This is a genomic window from Salinivibrio socompensis S35 (assembly GCF_000513715.1).
GTDB classification, from domain to species: Bacteria; Pseudomonadota; Gammaproteobacteria; order Enterobacterales; family Vibrionaceae; genus Salinivibrio; species Salinivibrio socompensis.
The window spans coordinates 1-19,888 of the sequence record NZ_AQOD01000006.1 but is presented as its reverse complement, the minus strand read 5'-3'; the positions used below and the strand labels follow the sequence as shown (position 1 = coordinate 19,888).

General features: G+C 50.8%; 18 protein-coding genes and 1 pseudogene. 15 read left to right on the top strand and 4 right to left on the bottom strand.

The window, feature by feature from the left end; genetic code table 11:
• Position 1 precedes the first annotated feature (1 nt).
• The 9 genes and pseudogenes from DZ54_RS0100790 to alr all read left to right on the top strand — a co-directional run bounded on the left by DZ54_RS0100790 (position 2) and on the right by alr (position 9,342).
• Positions 2 to 406 carry a hypothetical protein gene (locus DZ54_RS0100790; RefSeq protein WP_025672779.1) on the top strand — a complete coding sequence of 135 codons (405 nt, stop codon included), beginning with the start codon at positions 2 to 4 and terminating at the stop codon, positions 404 to 406.
• Positions 407 to 799: 393 nt separating this feature from the next.
• Positions 800 to 1,828 (top strand): tRNA dihydrouridine(20/20a) synthase DusA, encoded by a 1,029-nt coding sequence (dusA, locus tag DZ54_RS0100785; RefSeq protein ID WP_051415808.1) that lies wholly within the window; start codon positions 800 to 802, stop codon positions 1,826 to 1,828.
• A gap of 158 nt (positions 1,829 to 1,986) precedes the next feature.
• The gene (locus tag DZ54_RS25705) at positions 1,987 to 2,142 is read left to right on the top strand and encodes an envelope stress response protein PspG (RefSeq protein WP_240472614.1); all 156 of its coding nucleotides are present in this window, start codon (positions 1,987 to 1,989) and stop codon (positions 2,140 to 2,142) included.
• Positions 2,143 to 2,486: 344 nt separating this feature from the next.
• Positions 2,487 to 3,056 (top strand): TIGR04219 family outer membrane beta-barrel protein, encoded by a 570-nt coding sequence (locus DZ54_RS17825; RefSeq protein WP_240473878.1) that lies wholly within the window; start codon positions 2,487 to 2,489, stop codon positions 3,054 to 3,056.
• Between the two features lie 144 nt (positions 3,057 to 3,200).
• The gene (locus DZ54_RS0100770; RefSeq protein ID WP_025672777.1) at positions 3,201 to 3,428 is read left to right on the top strand and encodes a hypothetical protein; all 228 of its coding nucleotides are present in this window, start codon (positions 3,201 to 3,203) and stop codon (positions 3,426 to 3,428) included.
• Positions 3,429 to 3,579: 151 nt separating this feature from the next.
• Complete coding sequence (locus DZ54_RS0100765) at positions 3,580 to 5,388, top strand: assimilatory sulfite reductase (NADPH) flavoprotein subunit (RefSeq protein ID WP_025672776.1); 1,809 nt, start codon at positions 3,580 to 3,582, stop codon at positions 5,386 to 5,388.
• The gene (cysI, locus tag DZ54_RS0100760; protein ID WP_025672775.1) at positions 5,388 to 7,103 is read left to right on the top strand and encodes an assimilatory sulfite reductase (NADPH) hemoprotein subunit; all 1,716 of its coding nucleotides are present in this window, start codon (positions 5,388 to 5,390) and stop codon (positions 7,101 to 7,103) included. The genes DZ54_RS0100765 and cysI overlap by 1 nt, the downstream gene beginning before the upstream one ends.
• A gap of 46 nt (positions 7,104 to 7,149) precedes the next feature.
• A pseudogene (locus DZ54_RS17820) lies at positions 7,150 to 7,876 on the top strand (phosphoadenylyl-sulfate reductase).
• 230 nt (positions 7,877 to 8,106) lie between these two features.
• Entirely contained in the window at positions 8,107 to 9,342 is a 1,236-nt protein-coding gene (gene alr / locus DZ54_RS0100750) for an alanine racemase (protein ID WP_025672774.1), read from the top strand.
• Positions 9,343 to 9,404: 62 nt separating this feature from the next.
• Here alr and DZ54_RS0100745 read toward each other — a convergent pair whose 3' ends face one another.
• Positions 9,405 to 10,025 (bottom strand): BamJ family beta-barrel-assembly machinery protein, encoded by a 621-nt coding sequence (locus DZ54_RS0100745; RefSeq protein ID WP_025672773.1) that lies wholly within the window; start codon positions 10,023 to 10,025, stop codon positions 9,405 to 9,407.
• A 125-nt stretch (positions 10,026 to 10,150) separates the two neighbouring features.
• Between DZ54_RS0100745 and DZ54_RS17815 the strand changes: the two genes are divergently transcribed.
• A complete protein-coding gene (locus DZ54_RS17815) occupies positions 10,151 to 10,816 on the top strand; it encodes a LysM-like peptidoglycan-binding domain-containing protein (RefSeq protein WP_164831535.1) in 666 nt (221 codons plus the stop codon).
• Positions 10,817 to 11,223: 407 nt separating this feature from the next.
• Positions 11,224 to 12,855 (top strand): methyl-accepting chemotaxis protein, encoded by a 1,632-nt coding sequence (locus DZ54_RS0100735; protein WP_037353182.1) that lies wholly within the window; start codon positions 11,224 to 11,226, stop codon positions 12,853 to 12,855.
• Between the two features lie 56 nt (positions 12,856 to 12,911).
• Here the strand turns inward: DZ54_RS0100735 and DZ54_RS17810 are convergent, their stop codons facing one another.
• The 3 genes from DZ54_RS17810 to cpdB form a co-directional block, all read right to left on the bottom strand.
• A complete protein-coding gene (locus tag DZ54_RS17810; RefSeq protein WP_420804818.1) occupies positions 12,912 to 13,232 on the bottom strand; it encodes a GNAT family N-acetyltransferase in 321 nt (106 codons plus the stop codon).
• Positions 13,229 to 13,378: a GNAT family protein gene (locus DZ54_RS27260; protein ID WP_420804817.1), complete on the bottom strand. Its 150-nt coding sequence runs from the start codon at positions 13,376 to 13,378 to the stop codon at positions 13,229 to 13,231. Before DZ54_RS27260 ends, DZ54_RS17810 begins: the two co-directional genes overlap by 4 nt.
• 84 nt (positions 13,379 to 13,462) lie before the next feature.
• Positions 13,463 to 15,427 carry a 2',3'-cyclic-nucleotide 2'-phosphodiesterase gene (gene cpdB, locus DZ54_RS0100725; protein ID WP_025672770.1) on the bottom strand — a complete coding sequence of 655 codons (1,965 nt, stop codon included), beginning with the start codon at positions 15,425 to 15,427 and terminating at the stop codon, positions 13,463 to 13,465.
• A 286-nt stretch (positions 15,428 to 15,713) separates the two neighbouring features.
• Between cpdB and cysG the strand changes: the two genes are divergently transcribed.
• The 4 genes from cysG to DZ54_RS17805 all read left to right on the top strand — a co-directional run.
• Entirely contained in the window at positions 15,714 to 17,141 is a 1,428-nt protein-coding gene (gene cysG, locus DZ54_RS0100715) for a siroheme synthase CysG (RefSeq protein WP_025672769.1), read from the top strand.
• A 12-nt stretch (positions 17,142 to 17,153) separates the two neighbouring features.
• Positions 17,154 to 18,062, top strand: a complete 909-nt coding sequence (gene cysD, locus DZ54_RS0100710; RefSeq protein WP_025672768.1) for a sulfate adenylyltransferase subunit CysD — start codon at positions 17,154 to 17,156, stop codon at positions 18,060 to 18,062.
• 9 nt (positions 18,063 to 18,071) lie between these two features.
• The gene (cysN, locus tag DZ54_RS0100705; protein WP_025672767.1) at positions 18,072 to 19,502 is read left to right on the top strand and encodes a sulfate adenylyltransferase subunit CysN; all 1,431 of its coding nucleotides are present in this window, start codon (positions 18,072 to 18,074) and stop codon (positions 19,500 to 19,502) included.
• Between the two features lie 146 nt (positions 19,503 to 19,648).
• Positions 19,649 to 19,888: adenylyl-sulfate kinase (locus DZ54_RS17805; protein WP_037353178.1), on the top strand; the 240-nt coding region annotated here is incomplete at its 3' end.

Sequence of the window (19,888 nt, the reverse complement as noted above, 5' to 3'; positions counted from 1 at the left end):
CATGGCCGACATAGCCAAGAAGGGCACAATTTTGATCCCATCTGGAGGTGTTAAGCACCTCCATTTTGTATGTTCAGATCCTGTATTTTATCCAAAGTACACTAAAGAGAGTGTGCTAGTTGTTAACATATCTAGCGTACCTCAAGATGAACAATGGTATGATAGTACTTGTGTTTTATATGCCGGAGATCATCCTTTCGTCAAATACCCTAGCTATGTTTACTATAGAAAGGCTGATATATTTGGCGCGGATAATGTGCAACAACGGATAGACGACGGTACATTTGATGTTCACCAAGTTTGTCCCGATGATACTTTTTCAAGAATACTAGCTGGATTTGATATTAGTGAAGATGTATCTGCTAAGGCCCATCACTTTTACGAAAAATATTGTAAAATGAAGTGAAGCTTCTGGCTCACATCCTTTTCCCTGACCAAAAAACGCCGCTTTTTTCTGCCCGTGTTATTCCATAAGTCGGCATCATATATGTACTTTTCGATAAGTTCGCCAAGTGTGATGATTTGTGATTTTTTTACGCCATCGGCTTCTAGCTCGAACACCCGTTTTTTACCATACTCAACAGCGTGTGCTTTTTTCCTGAATGTTTTTTGCTCTCGGTGTATAATCCGGCCGCCTTTTTGATGACGACTTGAGAGCGGTATCGAGATTCACCACTGACAAGTTTGCGGTGCTCTATAGAGTACGATGCCATTCCGTCCTACCATTTCGGGGAGACTATAGGGAGACTGTACATCAAAGTTCTCTATAATTTAACCTAATTCGCAGTAATTGAGACTTATGACAAATGCAGTAAAAACACAGGCCTCACACGGTCTCAAGCCAAATTATCCAATGCAACGATTTTCCGTGGCACCGATGCTCGATTGGACCGATCGCCACTGCCGTTACTTTCATCGTTTATTGTCAGGCCATACCTTGTTGTTTACCGAGATGGTCACCACAGGCGCAATCATTCATGGTAAAGCGGATTATCTTGCTTACAACGAGCAGGAGCACCCGGTGGCGTTGCAGTTGGGGGGCTCGGATCCGACTGATTTAGCAACCTGTGCCAAGCTTGCTGCTGAGCGTGGGTATGATGAGATTAACCTTAACGTCGGTTGCCCGTCGGATCGGGTGCAAAACGGTCGTTTTGGCGCGTGCTTAATGGCTGAACCTGAGTTGGTGGCGCAGTGCGTGGCTGCCATGCGAGAAGTGACCGATGTGCCGATCACGGTTAAAACTCGCATTGGTATTGATGAGCAAGACAGCTATGAATTCTTGACCGATTTTGTGGGGACGGTCAGTGAAAAAGGTGGCTGCGATATGTTTACCATTCACGCCCGTAAAGCCTGGCTAAAAGGTTTAAGCCCGAAAGAGAACCGCGATATCCCGCCGTTGGATTATCCGCGTGTCTATCAGCTTAAACAAGATTTCCCCCACCTGACGCTTGCCATCAATGGCGGGGTGAAAAGCCTTGAGGAAGCAGAGCAGCATCTTGAGCATCTTGATGGTGTGATGATCGGTCGCCAAGCCTACCAAAGCCCGTTTATGTTGGCCGACGTCGATCAGCGTTTATTTGGCGTTACAACTCCTCGCATGACGCGTCGCCAAGCGGTTGAAGCCATGTTCCCATACATCGAAAAACAGCTGACCCAAGGCGCGCAACTCAATCATATCAGCCGCCATATGTTAGGTCTGTTCCAAAATATGCCGGGCGCGCGGCAATGGCGTCGCTATATCAGCGAGAATGCACACAAGCCAGGGGCGGGCATTGAGGTGCTCACCACCGCGATGAGCCACATTCCGGAGCAGTGGTTGGATGCCTAATTGAGTGAAAATGACTAAATTTAGGTTTACATTTAACCGCCAATGGGTCATCGACTGGGGTGCCAATCCTAACATGCTGAATTAATGAGAAAATATAGAATGACAAATTGGTCTAAAACCTGCAAAGTCTGTCTCGCAACCAAGACAAGGAGATCGTAATGATCGAACTACTCTTTCTAATTGGCTTTGCGGTGGTGTTGTTCATGACCGGCGTAAGCATCATGGGCATGGTACTGGCGATGCTTGCGGGTTTTGCCGTTATGATGCTGGCCGGTATGATCGGCACCTTGCTAAAGCTATTGCCATGCTTTTAGTGATCGCCGTGGTCGTTTGGCTCGTCAAACGCCAGCGTCGAAGCCGTAAAGGTGAGCCTGAAGTGATTATCAATGAAAAGCGCTGGGCACGATTCCGTCGCCGTTAGGCCACGAAAATTTGCGCGTGTGCACAGCAAACGGACAGTATAAGTCGTTTTTGGCTTCTTCTCGGCACAAAGCTTGCTATCATTCTCATTAACCGGCGACAAGGCATGGCTTTGCCGCCTCCGCGTGACGACACTTTTTTATCGACAATGTGGAGACTTTCATGAAAACGACTTCAATGACGCTTGCCGCCGCAGCGCTGACCGCGCTATTGGCCATGCCCTCTCAGGCAGCGACCCTTGGCAGGGGGCAAAGTTGGCGCCGATGCTTGGTTTATGGACGCTGACGTCAATAGTGTAGAAGCTGACGATGCCAGCACATCCGGCTCTTATTATGCGGCGCTTGAGCATCCTCTTCCACTGATCCCGAATGCCAAGATCCGTCAAACCTCGGTGAGTGTGGATAACCCTGATGTTGATTTTGACCAAATCGACTTTATTGCCTATTACGAATTCCTCGATAACGACTTAGTGTCAGTGGACGCGGGGATTAATATGCAGCGTTTCCAATCCGGTAAATTCCAGGGACAAAGCTTTGACGAGTGGCAACCAAACGTTTATGTCGATGCCCGCGTTGGCTTGGTAGGCACGCCGTTAAATGTGTTTGCCACCGTAAGCAAAGGCGAGTTTGATGGTACCAGCACCTTAGACGCCGAGGCAGGTCTAATCTATCAACTTGGCCTCGTCGCGGCGGATCTAAATGTGCGTGGCGGTTATCGGATGATTGAGCATGACTTCGATTACTTTGACAACAATAAAGGCGAGCTTGATTTGACCGGTTTCTTTGTCGGTGCTGAATTAGACTTTTAATCCCGCTTTTTTGTCAGCGTTACTTCCCAAGCCGCGCATCTGCGCGGTTTTTTAATGCCTCATTTTGGAACCCTGATATGCGTGGCACCTTTGCTTATCTAATACTAAGCTCATTGAATGAGTCCCTCGGTAGGCTAAAGAATCATGACAGCCGAACAACTCCGTGTTTTATATCGCCAGCAGCTTTTGATTGAGGCGCTTGTTGAACCGTCGTTAGATAATGAAGGATGGGTAGTTGAGTGCCGCCATGCTGCGGGAGGCCTGATGGCGTTGACCAATGACGACGGGATTGAGCAGTGTTTTGCGGATATCGATCAAGCGACCTTGAATGCACTTAATATCGGTTTTCGGCAAGTGCGTATCGAAGATTGACTTATTCCTACCCTTTCGGCCTTGCGGCATGATGCTGCTCGACACGATCTACCTTACAAAAAGTTATAAAACATTCACATCTATTCTTTATTGTTATTAATTGGTGCGGTTACGCTAGCATAACGCAATGTTAGCAAGGAATGTCGTCACCATGTTACTCAAGGATCTCTCCGGGTTAACCAGCCCGCTCAATGATCAGCAAATCGGCCAGTTGCAACAAGCGGTGGCGGAGTTGTCGCCGCAGCAGCTGGCCTGGATTAGTGGCTATTTTTGGGGATTAAGCCAAACGCCGAGCGGTGAAGCCGCGTCGCCTAATGCCATGCCACAAGCCAGTTCTGCGCCTAATCATACGCTGACCATTCTGTATGCGTCACAAACCGGCAATGCCAAAGGCGTGGCGGAAGCTTTGTCTCAGGAGGCAGAAGCGGCAGGGATCCCTGCCAAGCTGGTGGCAGCCGATAACTATAAAGGCAAGCAGCTGGCCAAAGAAACCCACTTGGTAGTGGTTGCTTCCACCAATGGCGAAGGCGAGCCGCCCGATAATGCCATTGAGCTGCATGAATTCTTGCAATCCAAAAAAGCGCCCAAGCTTGATCATCTTCACTACGCTGTTTTGAGCTTGGGGGATTCGAGTTACGAGTACTTCTGCCAAACGGGGAAAGACTTCGATGTCTTTTTACAACAACTCGGTGCCAAACCGATGGTTACCCGCCTGGATTGCGATGTCGATTATGAAGCCACCGCCAGTGCCTGGCGCGAGCAAACCTTAGCCGAAGTGAAGCAGCAATTTCAGGCCAGTGGGGATGCGCAAGTGGTGCCACTTCATCAAGCCACTACTCACGCTAAATATACCAAACAATCTCCGTATACGGCTGAGCTACTCACGTGTCAGCGCATTACCGGCAGAGGATCCGATAAAGCGGTTTACCACATTGAATTCGATCTGGATGAATCCGGCATTCAATATCAGCCGGGCGATGCTCTCGGTGTGTGGTACCAAAACGATCCCGTGTTAGCCGATGCCATCTTAGCCAAAGTAGGATTGAGTGGCGATGAGTCGGTAGAGGTAGATGGTGGGACAGTTTCGTTACGCGAAGCCCTGATAATTCACTATGAAATTACTGCCTCTAATCCGCAGCAAATCAGTGCACTCGCGGCGTTATCAGGCAATGAAACGCTATCCACATTGGCTGAAGACAAAGCCGCATTGCGGGAATTCGCCAATCGCACCCAGTTGAACGATGCATTGACGCTGGCTGACGTCACACTCCATGCTGAGCAATTCCAATCGATATTGCGTCGACTTATTCCACGTTTGTATTCGATTGCCTCCAGCCAGGCAGAAGTAGAAGACGAAGTGCACCTCACCGTCGGGCTGGTGGATTATCAGCATGAGAGCGGCGAATCGCGCCAAGGCGGGGCGTCGAGCTTTTTGGCGCACCGAGCGGAAGCGGCAGAGACGGTGAAAGTCTTTGTTGAGCACAACGACAATTTCAAACTGCCGGCGAACGATGACACCCCAATCATCATGATTGGCCCAGGCACCGGCATCGCGCCATTTCGTGCTTTCTTGCAAGAGCGAGAGCAGCGGGAAGCAAAAGGTGATAACTGGCTGTTCTTTGGTGACCGCACCTTTACCGACGACTTTCTCTATCAGGTTGAATGGCAACAATACCTGAAATCCGGCTTGCTAACGCGGATGGATGTGGCCTTTAGCCGCGACCAAGCTGAAAAAGTCTATGTGCAGCATCGTCTTCTCGCGCGTGCGGAAGCGGTGTGGCAATGGTTATCAAACGGTGCCTATCTCTATGTGTGTGGCGATGCCAACCAAATGGCGAAAGATGTCCATGACGCCTTAATCGACATTGCCCAAACGCAGGGCCAACAAAGCCGTGAACAAGCCGAAACCTTTATTAACGAATTGCGCAAAGATAAGCGCTATCAAAGGGATGTGTACTAATGAGTGAGCAGAAATTTGAGGGCGATACACTGGGCCCACTAGCTGATAACGAGCGTCTGAAAGAGCAAAGTGATTACTTGCGTGGCACCATTGATGAGGATTTAGGCGATCCGATCACCGGAGGATTTACCGCTGATAACTTTCAGCTGATCCGCTTTCACGGTATGTATCAGCAAGATGATCGCGATATTCGCGCTGAGCGGCAAAAACAAAAATTAGAGCCGCTGCACAATGTGATGCTACGGGCACGGATGCCGGGCGGGATCATTACGCCAAAGCAGTGGCTGGCGATTGATAAGTTTGCCCGCGAAAGTTCGCTTTATGGCAGCATTCGCCTCACCACCCGACAAACCTTTCAATTTCATGGCGTGCTCAAGCCCAATATCAAGTTCATGCACCAAACCTTGAATGAATATGGCATAGACTCGATTGCCACCGCCGGGGATGTGAACCGCAATGTATTGTGTACCTCCAACCCCGTAGAATCCGAACTACACCAGCAAGCCTATGATTGGGCAAAACGGATTAGCGAACACTTACTGCCCAAAACCCGTGCTTATGCAGAGATTTGGCTCGATGGTGAAAAAGTTGAAGGCAGCCAAAATAAAGAGCCGATTTTGGGTGAGCGTTATTTACCGCGTAAGTTCAAAACCACAGTGGTGATCCCACCACAAAACGATGTCGATGTGCACGCTAACGACCTGAATTTTGTCGCGATCGCTGAGAAAGGGCAGCTTATCGGCTTTAACGTACTGGTCGGTGGCGGGTTAGCGATGACTCATGGCGACACGAATACCTACCCGCGTCGCGCGGATGACTTTGGCTTTATCCCCCTTGAGCATACGCTCAACATCGCGGAAGCGGTGGTGACTACCCAACGCGACTGGGGGAATCGCTCCAACCGTAAAAACGCGAAAACCAAGTATACGCTTGACCGTGTTGGCACGGATGTATTTAAAGCCGAAGTAGAAAAACGTGCCGGGGTAACCTTTGCCCCCAGTCGCCCTTATACCTTTACCGGTCGTGGCGATCGCTTAGGCTGGACCAAAGGGATTGATGGCAAATACCATCTGGCACTGTTTATCGAAAATGGTCGCCTGCGTGATACGCCAGAGAAGCCGCTGAAAACCGGCATGGCGGAGATTGCCAAAATCCATCAGGGCGATTTCCGCATGACCGCCAACCAAAACCTGATCGTTGCTGGGATCCCTGAATCGCAAAAAGACGAGATTGAAGCATTAGCGCGTCGTTACCGCTTGATTGACGATGACCACAGCGTGCAACGTACCAACTCGATGGCCTGTGTATCGTTCCCGACTTGTCCACTCGCCATGGCAGAAGCGGAGCGGTTTCTTCCCGATTTTGTCACCGAAGTGGAAGCGATTCAGAAAAAACACCGGGTAGAAAACGATCCGATTGTTTTACGGGTGACCGGTTGCCCGAACGGCTGTGGTCGCGCCATGCTGTCGGAAGTTGGGCTGGTGGGCAAAGCGCCTGGTCGCTACAACCTGCATTTAGGCGGGAATTGGGAAGGCACCCGGATCCCGAAAATGTATAAAGAGAACATCACGGATCGTCAGGTCCTTGAGGAGCTGGATCAGCTGATTGGCCGCTGGGCGACGGAGCGTGAGCCGGGCGAGCACTTTGGTGACTTCTTGATCCGCTGTGAGGTGATTGCTCCCGTGCATGTGTCTAAGAGGGATTTCTATGCTTGAATCGGTTCGATCTAACGCGACGTTAGCCTTAGCTGACATCGCTGTGATGAATAAAAGCCAACAAGCGTTGGCGTTGGCGGAGGTAAATGCCAACTTGGAGTCGCTCTCGGCGCCTGAGCGTGTGGCCTGGGCACTTGAGCATCTCGATGGGCAATTTGTTCTGTCGTCCAGTTTTGGGGTACAGGCGGCGCTTATGCTGCATTTGGTGAGCCAAGTGAAATCAGATATTCCGGTGGTTTTAACCGACACCGGCTACTTGTTTGCCGACACTTATCGATTTATTGACACCTTAACGACTCGACTTGATTTGGATTTACGGGTTTATCGCGCGGCACTCACTCCCGCTTGGCAGGAGGCGCGTTACGGCCAACTGTGGGAGCAAGGTGTTGAAGGGATCACTCAATATAACCAAATCAACAAGGTCGAGCCGATGAAGCGTGCACTGCACGAGCTGAATGCGGGCACCTGGTTTTCGGGGCTGCGCCGTGGCCAATCAGATTCGCGTGCCAATCTGCCAATACTCAGTGTACAGCACTGGGTTCTTTAAGTTTTTGCCGGTGATTGATTGGTCGAACCAAGCGGTGGATGATTATCTGCGTGAGCATGATTTGCCTTATCATCCCTTGCGCGACCAAGGTTATGTGTCGGTGGGTGATGTCCATACCACCCAGCGTCTTGAACCGGGGATGCGTGACGAGCAAACGCGCTTTTTCGGTCTCAAACGTGAGTGTGGCCTACATGAAGATGACGTGAATGATGGTTCGGGGATATAAGCTTTTTTAGAGAGAACCTAGTCGCTTGCCTATCAATAATGTCACCCTCGTGGTGGCATTTTTTTGTTCAATGTCACTCACTTTGGCTACTCTTTACTGAGTAACACATCAGCGTGATGCGTTCTGTGCTATAAATAGCGGGTAACGCTAGGAGGCAGTGAATAAGAGACCAAGACTTTTATTCGCAATGTGTCACGGATGCACCATTTATGTGACCAACAGTGAAGCTTATGAACAAAAAATTCTCTTTAGTGGCGCTTGCCGTCGCCGGTGTCGTTGCCCTTGGGGCGCCAGCCGTTATGGATTACTCCTCGCCTACGCCTACGACGCCTGACACAGGTAATCGCTACATGGGTCATGGCAACGGCTGGCTGGAAGTAAACACGGCCACGTTTGCTAACAATATTCAACGTGTTCAACAGCAAGTCAGTGAAGGCACCAAGATCTGTGCGGTAATGAAAGCGGATGCGTATGGCAATGGCATTGCAGGCCTCTTACCCACGGTGATTGCCAGTGGCATTGATTGTGTTGGTATTGCCAGTAATGAAGAAGCACGCACGTTGCGTGAAGGCGGCTTTACCGGTGAGATCATGCGTGTACGGACCGCGACCTTGCAGGAAATGGAAAGCGCATTAGCATTGAATATGCAAGAGCTGATTGGATCGGCAGAGCAAGCCGAACAAATGCGTCAGCTGGCGGAGAAACATGATATTACCATTCCGGTCCATATGGCTTTTAACGCCGGTGGCATGGGGCGTAATGGCATCGAGATGAACGAGGAATCAGGTAAGCAAGTCGCGGTGGATATCGCCACTGACCCACATTTTAACGTGGTTGGTATCATGACGCATTTTCCTAACTATGAAGCCGATTACGTCCGTAGCAAGCTAGGACAGTTTACGGCGAACAGCGAATGGTTGATTAAAGAAGCGGGTTTAAAGCGTGAGGATGTGTTGGTTCACGCGGCGAACTCCTTTGTGACGCTAAACGTGCCAGAAGGCCATCTTGATATGGTCCGCCCGGGGGGCGCGCTGTATGGCGATCAACCCACTAACCGCGAACTGCCACCAATCATGAGCTTTAAAACCAAAGTAGCTTCGGTGCACCATTTGCCGGAAGGCAGTACTGTGGGGTATGACAGCACCTATACGCTAAAGCGGGATTCGGTGTTGGCGAACCTGCCGGTGGGGTATTCTGATGGCTTTCCTCGTAAAATGGGCAATAACGCCGATGTCTTGATTCAGGGCCATCGCGTACCCGTGGTGGGTGTTTCATCTATGAACACCATTATGGTCGATATTACCGAAATTGCAGATCAAGTGATGCCGAATGATGAAGTGGTACTCTTTGGTCAGCAAGGGGAGCAAACCATTGGTGCCGAAGAGTATGAATCGAATGCGGATGTTATTTTCCCTGAGATATACAGTTGGTGGGGCGCAGTGAACCCGCGTGAATACGTGCAATAATCAGCGTAAAAAAGCGATGCCAGTCGGCATCGCTTTTCTTATAAATCAAAGGGTAACCTGTCTTACAGGATGTCGAGTAGCTCAACTTCAAAGACTAAGGCTGCAAACGGTGGGATGGCTGCGCCAGCGCCGCGCTCGCCATAGGCAAGATCTTGCGGCACATACAGTTTCCACTTCGAGCCAACCGGCATCATTTGTAGGGCTTCTACCCAACCTTTAATCACGCCGGTCACAGGGAACTCGACCGGTTCGCCACGCGTTACTGAGCTATCAAAAACGCTACCATCGATCAGTTGGCCATGATAGTGCACACGCACCTGTTTATCGCTGGTTGGGATGTCACCGTCACCTTGTACCAGCACTTCGTATTGCAGGCCAGAGTCGGTGACCGTCACTTCATCGCGTTTGGCGTTGTCAGCCAAGAAAGCATCGCCTTCAGCCGCTTGTTCTTTTGCCGCCTCTTGACGGACTTCTTCCGCTTTTGTGTGAAGCTCACGCAATGCGTTATTAATGTCATCAATTTCAATCGCTGGCATTTCGCCAGCTAGGGCGGTGCTGATGCCTTTAGCAATGGCGTCTACATGTAGGCCTTCCAGGCCGCTACCTGCGAGCTGCTGGCCCATTTGTAGACCAATACCATAGCTGGCTTTCTGCTCGACGGTTTCTAGTTGTACGTCAGACATAACGTCTCTCTTTTGTGGGTCAATAAAGTGTGAAAGGATAACAGGTGATGGTTTCGTGGGTAAACTTTTGTGCCAAAAAGGCGTCCAAGATGAGGACAAAACAACAATATATGCGCGGAGTGGCAATGAAATTAACAGCAATACGAGCGCTCTGGGACAAACTGCGTGCGAAAGGCGGGGACAAACTCACCGCTGTCTTAGAGCAAACGGCGACGTTAAGTCGTCATAGTGCGATCCGAATGCGAATACAACACGCTTGGCGGCACCTTCCCCGAGTACATCGGCGGTTGCTGATGGTGCTGGTTCCTGCCGTTGTGGTATTGGCCTTACTTCCCAGTCCCACACCGACCGAGTCATCATCAGAGACGTTCGCACCTCAGGCACGACAGCCGGTGGCGCTCAACCCAGAGGTGAGCCGATCGCTATCATCCCCACAAGCGTCATCATCAAAAACTTCCTCGTCAGTAAAAGCTTCCTCGTCAGTGGCTGCGTCCGCGACGTCAAAGGAACCGTCAACGTCAGAAGAAAGCGCTTGGACGCGTCATCAAATTGAGTCCGGTGATACACTAGCCAAAGTGTTCCGACGCTACGATCTCGCTTTAACGGATTTGTATTCGATTGCCAATATTGAAGGAGAGGGAAAACCCATCAGTCGCATTCAGCCTGGCCAATGGATTCGTTTTAAACGAACATCCAGCGGCGCGCTAGATATCTTGCAAATTGAAACCGATAAAGGGCAATCCGCGCTGTATTTTCGCCTTTCTGACGGCAGCTTTGCCCGTCAACGTTAGCCCCTTGAAACCGCCTACTCCACCTAAGGCACAGACAGAATCGTGCCTTCGCGCTTTCTCACGACGTGTTCAATCTTTGTTCTGTCTCTTTTTTGCGCCATATTGTGATTAAAGTCGCTGCAGCACGATTTTTAAGCTACTTTTTATACATCAGTCAATAAGGCTGAACACGCTACATCATTGGGGCGGAAAAGGGATAAATTGCTGTTAAGGGTGAGAGTATCTGCCAAATCAGCCAGGAATGCATGACAGACTTTTTGCAAAAATAATGAGTCTTTCATCACACTTTGGTTATTTTTTGTGCTAGTATTCGCGCCGCTGTGTAGGACAGACACGCAAGCCCGCCTCAACATGGATGTCTAGGCATTAACACGCTAATCACTAATTTGTTGAGGACTCGCTTTTCCATGTTGAAAAATCTATCTATTGGTAAAAAGTTTACGGCTGCTTTTTCCCTCATTGGTATCGCTGTCGTGATTTTTGGGTTTTACATTTACACCCAAGTCAGCGGCATGCGCGATAATATGCTGAACTTCACGGATGACACCCTACCGGCGGTGCTTGAGATCGAACGGCTTAATGAAAAGGCGATACGTATCCGTCAAGATCAATATGCAGTGCTCACCTTTAGTGATCCGGCCGAACGACGTGAAATCTTGGGCGAAATCGATGTCATGAAGCGCGACTATAGCCGTGCTCTCGATGCCTACGAAGACAGCCTCTGGTACGATGATGAAAAAGCAATTTTCAGTCGTATTCAGAATAACTGGGACCAGTATAACCAAGCGCTCAGCGCCTTTCCCGATCGCGTTGAATCTGGGCAACTGACCGCGGCACAGCAAATTCTTGCGAGTTCGTTTGGAACCTTTGGCAAGCTCGATAAGTCTTTAACGGAAATGTCCGACCTAATGCAAGGCTTTATTGGTAAAAACCGTACCTCCATGCTTAACCAAGTGTCGACTGTGAGCATGACCATTATTGGGGTACTACTTGCGGTCATCGTCTTTATGATTGTGGTCGCGGTAATTTTCACCCGCGCGATCATCACGCCGTTGCGTTTAGTGATGGAGCAGTCTTCTGCTATCGCCGACGGCGACTTGAGCTATCAACTGGATCGCAGCCAGATTGGTAATGATGAAATGGGGCAATTGGCAGACTCGAGCATTGCGATGCAAGAGAGTCTGCGCAGCTTGATTGAAGAAGTGATTGCCGCGGTGACACAATTGAGCAGCGCAGTCGAAGAAGTCAGTGCGGTGTCGAGCCAGACCTCTACCGGGATGCAAAACCAGCAACATGAAGTGTCGCAAGTGGCCACTGCGATGACACAAATGAAGGCAACCGTTGCCGATGTGGCACAGAATACCGAGAGCTCATCCACCGCCGCGAACGAGGCGAGCGAGCAGTCACGCATGGGTGCACAAGACATTGATGGCATGGTGGCATCGATTCGTAAAGTGGCCGAGGATATGCGCCAAACCGGTGACACCGTTAACGAGCTGGATCAGCAGTCGAAACAAATCAATATGGTTGTCGATGTGATCCGCGGTATTGCTGAGCAAACTAACTTGCTTGCCTTGAATGCGGCGATCGAAGCGGCGCGGGCCGGTGAATCCGGTCGCGGCTTTGCGGTGGTAGCGGATGAAGTACGCACCTTAGCGGGCCGTACCCAAGACTCGACCGGTGAAATCACCACCATTATTGAAAAACTGCAACAACACGCGACACAAGCGCGCAATGCCACCGCGCATAGCTGTGAAAGCATTGAACAATGTGTCGAACAAGGCGATCAAGCTCAACAATTGGTGCGCGGGATTGAAACCTCAGTTGAAAACATTGCTGATATGGGCATGCAAATTGCGAGCGCCTGTGGTGAGCAAGACTCGGTAGCGGATGAGTTAAGCCGCAATATTGAGCGTATCAACGATTCGGCACAAGAAGTGGCGGGTGGCGCGGATCAAACCGCACAAGCCTGTAGCGAGCTCAGTCAATTGGCGCAATCACTGCAAACTACCATGCAGCGCTTCCGCCTGACAAAATAATCGCTATCACAATGTGTTAATCATAAAAATCCCGCTCCTTGAGCGGGATTTTTTGTCTAAACGGCAGATGCTTCACTCGCTGACAAACGCATATCGATATGTGGGATCCCATCTTCTAAATAAGCGTCGGAATACGCCACAAAACCGTGTTGTTGATAAAACCGTTGTAGGTGTGACTGAGCCCCAATCTCGATATCTGTCCCTGGCCATTGCTGTTGGCAAGTTTGAATCGCTTGGCTGACGAGCTGATGCCCCCAACGTCCGTTGCGATGAGCGGGGGCTATAATGACGCGGCCAATACTGGATCCAGAAAAGCTTTTACCCGGCGCGAGAAGACGAGCATAGGCGGCAAGCTCACCATGACGCCAACCTATCATGTGTCGAGTGCTGGGATCGGTGTCATGCGCATCAAGTTCTGGATAGCACAAGCCTGTTCCACCACAAACACATCTACCCGTAACTTCATCAGTGTAAATAAAGTCCGCGTATCTAGCGTGTCAAATGTCACTATTTGCCAATCCATGCGAATACTCCAAAGAGGAAAATAAAAAAATACCGCAGACAGGCTGCGGTATTCAAAGGCTATTTATTGGGTGTGGTTAACCCGTTACTGACGAGACTGGCTTAAATCGACATGATAAACAGCAAATCCCACCTCATCGGTACCTTGACGTGTCATTGACCATTGGCCTTTTTGCTCGATAAATTGCGCCGCTTTATCGCTCGGAGAGGTTTCAAAACTGACCACAGCGTCGCCTTCGATGGGCGCAATGGACCAGTTGTTATCGGCACTGACCGTCACTTCGCCTTGTTCTTTACTGACTCGGCTGATGTAGTTAGCCACCACAGTACGGTTTTCATCCGGCGCGGCAAACGCGATGTGATCACTGCCGGTGCCTGGGAACTTACCACTATAGGCACGGTAGTTGTTGGTCGCAATCAGGAACGTTTGCTCAGGATCAACCGGCTTGCCTTGATAGGTCAGGTTGATGATCCGCGACGCGTTTGGATTGACCTCGTTACAGTCACCGTCGTAGCGGGCAGGCTCGGTGATATCAATCTGATACTCGACGCCATCAATCACATCGAAGTTATAGGTGCGGAATCCCTCCCAGTTAATCAGTGACTGGGGCTGCTCGGCGTGAGGTTCGACTTGGTTAAACTGACCAGCGCTGCATTCAAGCCACTGGGTGAGCTCCGCGCCAGAGACTTTCAGTGCCACCAAGGTATTCGGATACAAATACAGATCGGCGGCATTACGGAAGGTCAGCTGGCCCGCTTCGACTTCGGTAAAGTTAGTCGGATCATTTTTGCGTCCACCGGCTTTAAAAGGCGCTGCGGCAGAAAGAACCGGCAAATCGGCCAAGTCTGGATCGCCTTGAATCATACGCTCGACATAGTCTTGCTGCGCGAGATTGACGATCTGTACGGTCGGATCGTCTTGTAGCAATGCCAAGTAAGAATACATCACATCATTGGCTTGACCAATCGGCTGATTGACGAAATCTTGCGTGGCTTTGTGATCGGCTTCTACGGCCTTAAGAAGGGCTTTATCGGCCTCAACAAGCGGCTTGTTATTAGCCTGATCAAAAATAGGACGCGCATGGGCGTTGCTATCGGTGACTTGCCATTGACCATCCACTTGCTCTAGCGCCAGATCAATCACACCCACATGGCTGCCCCAGCGGCCGGCCATCACACTGGCCACGCCATTGATGGTGCCTTTGTCGATATCTGCCCCCGGAATGTTTGCAAAGTCTTCACCTGGGAACACCGCATGTGAGTGACCAAAGGCGATCGCGTCGATGCCATCGACATCCGTAAGGTAATACACGGAATCTTCTGCCATGGCTTTATAAGGTGCTTGTGAAATACCAGAGTGCGGAATAGCCACGACTACATCGGCCCCCTTGGCTTTCATCTCAGGCACTAACTTTTCAGCGGTTTGCTTAATATCTTTGGCGATCACCTTGCCGTCGAGGTTCGCTTTATCCCAGGTCATGATCTGTGGCGGCACAAAGCCAATATAGCCGACCTTGACGGTATGCATGTCACCGTCTTCATCTTGCAATTGATAGTCTTTAATCAGGTAGGGATCAAAATAGTGTTCACCGCTTTCGGCATCAAACACGTTGGCGTTGATATACGGGAAATTGGCGTCATTAATGGACTCTTTTAAAAACGCTAGCCCATAGTTAAATTCATGATTACCAATGTTGCCTACTTCATAATTCAGCAGGTTCATCGCTTTGTAGACTGGATGCACTTCCCCCGGCTTAATGCCTTTGCTCGCCATGTAGTCGCCCATTGGGCTACCTTGGATTAAGTCGCCGTTGTCGACCAATAACGCATTCTTTGCCTCGTCGCGCGCTTGTTTGACCACGGTTGCGGCGCGTACCAAGCCGATTTTTTGTGACGGCTTGTTTTTGTAATAGTCGTAATCCATCACGTTAGTGTGAATGTCGGTGGTTTCAATCACACGCAGGTTGATGGTGTCGGCAAAGGCACTGCCAGACGCGGCAAATAGACCAGCAACTACCGCGGTGGCGACAGCAGAAGGGAGCAAACGCATAACAGGATCTCCAAGTGAAAAGTGTGCTTTAGTTATCAAGCAATTGAATTATGCCGTTTATTATTCATCTGAAGCTGTGCGCTTGATCGGTTTTATCGATCCGCTTTAAGGCTTTGAGGCGGTGATTGAGTGCTTTGCGATCTCGGTCATTGTTTGATTGACCGGATTCCTCATACATCCTCCCATCACTAAGCACTAAAAAGAATAAAAAATGAATTTATAGAATTTCAAGTAATAGTTGTGGGGCGATATAGTGGCTGCATTGTCATCAAGGAAATGCGCGATCATGGATTATCTCCCCCTCTTTGCTCAGCTTAAACAGCGTCCTTGCCTCGTGGTGGGCGGTGGCGAAGTCGCGTGGCGTAAAACTCGCATGCTGCTCAAGGTCGGGGCGGCAGTCACGCTGGTGGCCCCAGACATCGATCACGAGATCGCCGAGGCGCAAGCGCAAGGTAAATTGACTGTTTTGCGTGAGGCGTTTCGCCCTGAGCACCTGGATGGAAACATGTTAGCGATTGCCGCCACCGATAATGCCCTGGTCAACGAGCTGGTCTCCACGGCCGCCGACAGCCGCAATATATTGGTCAATGTAGTGGATGACACGCCCAAGTGCAGTTTTATTTTCCCATCGCTCGTTGACCGCTCTCCAATCATCATTGCCATTTCATCTGGCGGTAAGGCGCCCGTGCTGGCGCGGATGTTGCGCGAAAAAATTGAAACCTTGGTGCCCCAGCATATCGGCAAGATGGCGGCGATGGCGGGCGCGTTTCGCGACACACTGAAAGCGCGTATTCCTACCTTAGCGGGACGACGCAAATTTTGGGAAGCCGCCTTTAGTGGCCGGTTTGCCGATTTAGTTGCGGCAGGTAAACACCCGCAAGCCGAGCAGGCACTTGAGCAGCTAAGCGGTCAAATCACCACCCAAGGTGAAGTGGCGTTGATTGGCGCCGGGCCGGGTGATCCCGGTTTGCTGACCTTGCGTGCCTTACAACTGATGCAACAAGCCGATGTGGTGTTTTATGACTACTTGGTCGCCGAGCCGATCATGGAGCTGTGCCGCCGAGATGCCGAACTGTTCTGTGTGGGCAAACGCGCCAACTACCACAGTGTTAGCCAAGGTGACATTAACCGTCTGCTGGTAGAGCATGCCCAAGCGGGTCAACGGGTGGTGCGCTTAAAAGGTGGGGACCCTTTCATGTTCGGCCGTGGTGGCGAGGAGCTGCAAGCGCTGGCAAACGCGGGTATCTCGTTTCAAGTGGTGCCTGGGATCACTGCTGCCGCAGGAGCCACTGCGTATGCCGGTATTCCGCTCACTCACAGAGATCACGCGCAAACCGCGCTTTTTATTACCGGGCATTTAAAAAAAGAACAAGACACCTTGGAGTGGGCCACGCTGGCACGACCACGCCAGACCTTGGTGATTTATATGGGACTGATGAAGTCGGCCCATATACAAAGCCAGCTTTTGGCCCATGGACGCTCGCCGGATACCCCGGTTGCTGTAATTGAAAATGGTACCCGTGCGGAACAAAAAGTCTTTATCGGTCAGCTTGATAACCTGCCTTCACTGGCTGATCAAGCGGCATCGCCGGCATTGATAGTGGTAGGCGAAGTCGCGGCACTCGCCGGCCAGTTGACCTGGTTTGGCGATAGCAATGTGACAACCGATGCCGACCCCACGCAAGCGCCAACCGCTGTGGTTAACTTCGCTTAAAGGATAATTAGGATGGATGAAAAAACACTGACTCACCTCCAGCAGTTAGAAGCCGAGAGCATTCATATACTGCGGGAAGTCGCGGCGGAGTTTGATAACCCCGTGATGCTCTACTCGATTGGTAAAGACTCATCGGTGATGCTGCACCTGGCACGCAAGGCCTTTTACCCTGGCAAGATCCCGTTTCCGTTACTGCACGTTGATACTGATTGGAAATTTCGCGACATGATTGCCTTTCGCGATCGCACCGCCAAAGCGTTAGGACTGGATTTGATTGTGCATAAAAACCCAGAAGGAATGGCGCAAGGGATCAATCCTTTTGATCACGGCTCCGACAAGCACACCGATATCATGAAAACCCAAGCGTTGAAGCAAGCGTTGGATCAGCATAAGTTTGATGCGGCGTTTGGCGGCGCGCGTCGGGATGAAGAAAAATCCCGTGCCAAAGAGCGTGTCTATTCGTTTCGCGATAAAAACCACCGCTGGGATCCGAAAAACCAACGGCCAGAACTATGGCGCAATTACAACGGCCAAGTGAACCCGGGCGAAAGCATTCGTGTGTTTCCGCTCTCTAACTGGACCGAGCTCGATATTTGGCAATACATCTATCTGGAAAATATCGACATTGTCCCGCTTTATTTGGCCGCCGAACACCCGGTCGTCGAACGTGACGGCACTTTGTACATGGTGGATGATGAGCGGATGCCGATTGGACCAGAGGAAACGGTGACCCATAGGTCGGTTCGTTTTCGCACGCTGGGCTGTTATCCACTCACGGGGGCGATTGAATCCACGGCGACCACTTTGCCAGAGATCATCGAAGAGATGTTAGTTGCCACGTCGAGTGAACGCCAAGGGCGGGCGATCGACCACGATCAGTCCGGATCCATGGAGCGCAAGAAGCGTCAGGGTTATTTCTAAGGAGCAATCATGAATCCAGCCATTCAACAACAGGTAGCCGATCTCGGGATTGAAGCGTATCTGCAACAGCACCAACACAAAAGTTTATTACGCTTTTTGACCTGTGGCTCGGTCGATGATGGTAAATCGACCTTAATTGGCCGCTTGCTACACGACTCGCAGCAGATCTATGAAGATCAGCTTGCTGCTGTTCATGCCGACAGTCAGCGAGTGGGGACCACGGGCGAGAAGCCGGATCTGGCGCTACTGGTCGATGGTTTGCAGGCCGAGCGTGAGCAGGGGATCACCATTGATGTGGCATATCGCTATTTCTCGACCTCGAAGCGCAAATTTATTATCGCGGACACGCCGGGCCATGAGCAATACACCCGTAATATGGCCACCGGCGCGTCGACCTGTGATGTCGCGGTGATCTTGATTGACGCGCGCCACGGCATCTTGGATCAAACCCGTCGCCATTCGTATATCGCCAACTTGCTGGGTATTCAGCACTTTGTGGTGGCGGTGAACAAGATGGACTTGGTGGATTACAGCCAAGCGCGGTTTGATCAAATCCGTGATCAATACTTAGCGTTTGCCGATCAGCTCAACCCTGGCTTGTCGGTGTCGATAGTGCCCTTGTCGGCATTAGAAGGCGATAATGTGGTCAATGCCAGTGACGCGATGGCGTGGTATCAAGGCGAGCCGCTGCTCAGCCAGCTAGAAGCGATTGATATTGAGAAATCACGTGGCACGGGCGCCTTTCGTTTTCCGGTGCAGTATGTCAATCGGCCGGATCTTAATTTCCGCGGCTATGCGGGTACCCTTGCCAGTGGTGAGTTATCCGTGGGCGATGAGATCAAGGTGTTGCCGTCCGGGTTAACCGCGAACGTGGCACGTATCGTCACGTTTGATGGGGATCGTCAATTTGCCTTTAGTGGTCAAGCGGTCACCCTCACTCTGAATAAAGAAATTGATATCTCGCGTGGCGACCTCCTGGTGCGTGGGGATGATGACGTCGCGGTGGGGCAACGATTTGACGCCGATGTGGTATGGATGACGCAAACGCCACTCGTGCCAGGACGCGAGTACGAGATTAAATTGGCCAGCAAGAAAACCTCGGTGCAGGTGGAAGCGCTCGCTTACAGTGTGGATGTCAATAAACTGGATACCTATGACGCTGACACCTTGCCGCTTAATGGCATTGGTCGTTGCACCCTGATCTTGAGCGAAGCGCTACCGCTTGATACCTATCAAGATAGCCCCAATACGGGCGGCTTTATCCTGATTGATCGACTCACCAATGTCACGGTCGGCGCGGGAATGATCCGCAATGTGGCACAGGCGCAGCCGCAGCCGCAAGCCACATCATCGTTCTCAGCGTTCGAGCTTGAGTTAAACCAGTTGATCCGTAAGCACTTCCCGCATTGGCAAGCGCAGGATCTTAGTCAACTGGGGTAGGCAATATATTGACAGGCAATAAGTTATAGACCGGTCTGGCGACGTCTATCGCCAGCCGGATAGGGTGCCTCATCAAGGCAATGATAAGACAATGGGTGAATCGTGATAACACACGTATTTTGGCGTGACGGATGGAGAGACTTTTTATGACGCAATCTTTTATATCGTCTTCCGATCCTAACGTGATCTGGCACGCACATAGTGTTGACCAAGCAACGCGGAGTGAACAAAAGCAGCAGCAGCCGGTGGTGCTGTGGTTTACGGGCTTATCAGGGTCGGGAAAGTCTACCATTGCCGGGACATTGGAAGCGGCCTTGGTGGCGGAAGGGCACCATCGAYCTATGTTAYWGSTAYGACGTCTTGAGCAATCGGATCGATGTTACAGC

Bases quoted from the DNA above. Each gene is read 5' to 3' on its own strand.
- DZ54_RS27260 (WP_420804817.1), bottom strand. From the start codon at position 13,378: ATGGATTGGCAAATAGTGACATTTGACACGCTAGATACGCGGACTTTA.
- DZ54_RS0100735 (WP_037353182.1), top strand. From the start codon at position 11,224: ATGTTGAAAAATCTATCTATTGGTAAAAAGTTTACGGCTGCTTTTTCC.
- cysI (WP_025672775.1), top strand. From the start codon at position 5,388: ATGAGTGAGCAGAAATTTGAGGGCGATACACTGGGCCCACTAGCTGAT.
- cpdB (WP_025672770.1), bottom strand. From the start codon at position 15,427: ATGCGTTTGCTCCCTTCTGCTGTCGCCACCGCGGTAGTTGCTGGTCTA.
- DZ54_RS0100770 (WP_025672777.1), top strand. From the start codon at position 3,201: ATGACAGCCGAACAACTCCGTGTTTTATATCGCCAGCAGCTTTTGATT.
- DZ54_RS17815 (WP_164831535.1), top strand. From the start codon at position 10,151: ATGAAATTAACAGCAATACGAGCGCTCTGGGACAAACTGCGTGCGAAA.
- alr (WP_025672774.1), top strand. From the start codon at position 8,107: ATGAACAAAAAATTCTCTTTAGTGGCGCTTGCCGTCGCCGGTGTCGTT.
- DZ54_RS0100790 (WP_025672779.1), top strand. From the start codon at position 2: ATGGCCGACATAGCCAAGAAGGGCACAATTTTGATCCCATCTGGAGGT.
- DZ54_RS0100745 (WP_025672773.1), bottom strand. From the start codon at position 10,025: ATGTCTGACGTACAACTAGAAACCGTCGAGCAGAAAGCCAGCTATGGT.
- DZ54_RS0100765 (WP_025672776.1), top strand. From the start codon at position 3,580: ATGTTACTCAAGGATCTCTCCGGGTTAACCAGCCCGCTCAATGATCAG.
- cysG (WP_025672769.1), top strand. From the start codon at position 15,714: ATGGATTATCTCCCCCTCTTTGCTCAGCTTAAACAGCGTCCTTGCCTC.
- dusA (WP_051415808.1), top strand. From the start codon at position 800: ATGACAAATGCAGTAAAAACACAGGCCTCACACGGTCTCAAGCCAAAT.
- DZ54_RS17810 (WP_420804818.1), bottom strand. From the start codon at position 13,232: ATGATAGGTTGGCGTCATGGTGAGCTTGCCGCCTATGCTCGTCTTCTC.
- cysD (WP_025672768.1), top strand. From the start codon at position 17,154: ATGGATGAAAAAACACTGACTCACCTCCAGCAGTTAGAAGCCGAGAGC.
- DZ54_RS25705 (WP_240472614.1), top strand. From the start codon at position 1,987: ATGATCGAACTACTCTTTCTAATTGGCTTTGCGGTGGTGTTGTTCATG.
- cysN (WP_025672767.1), top strand. From the start codon at position 18,072: ATGAATCCAGCCATTCAACAACAGGTAGCCGATCTCGGGATTGAAGCG.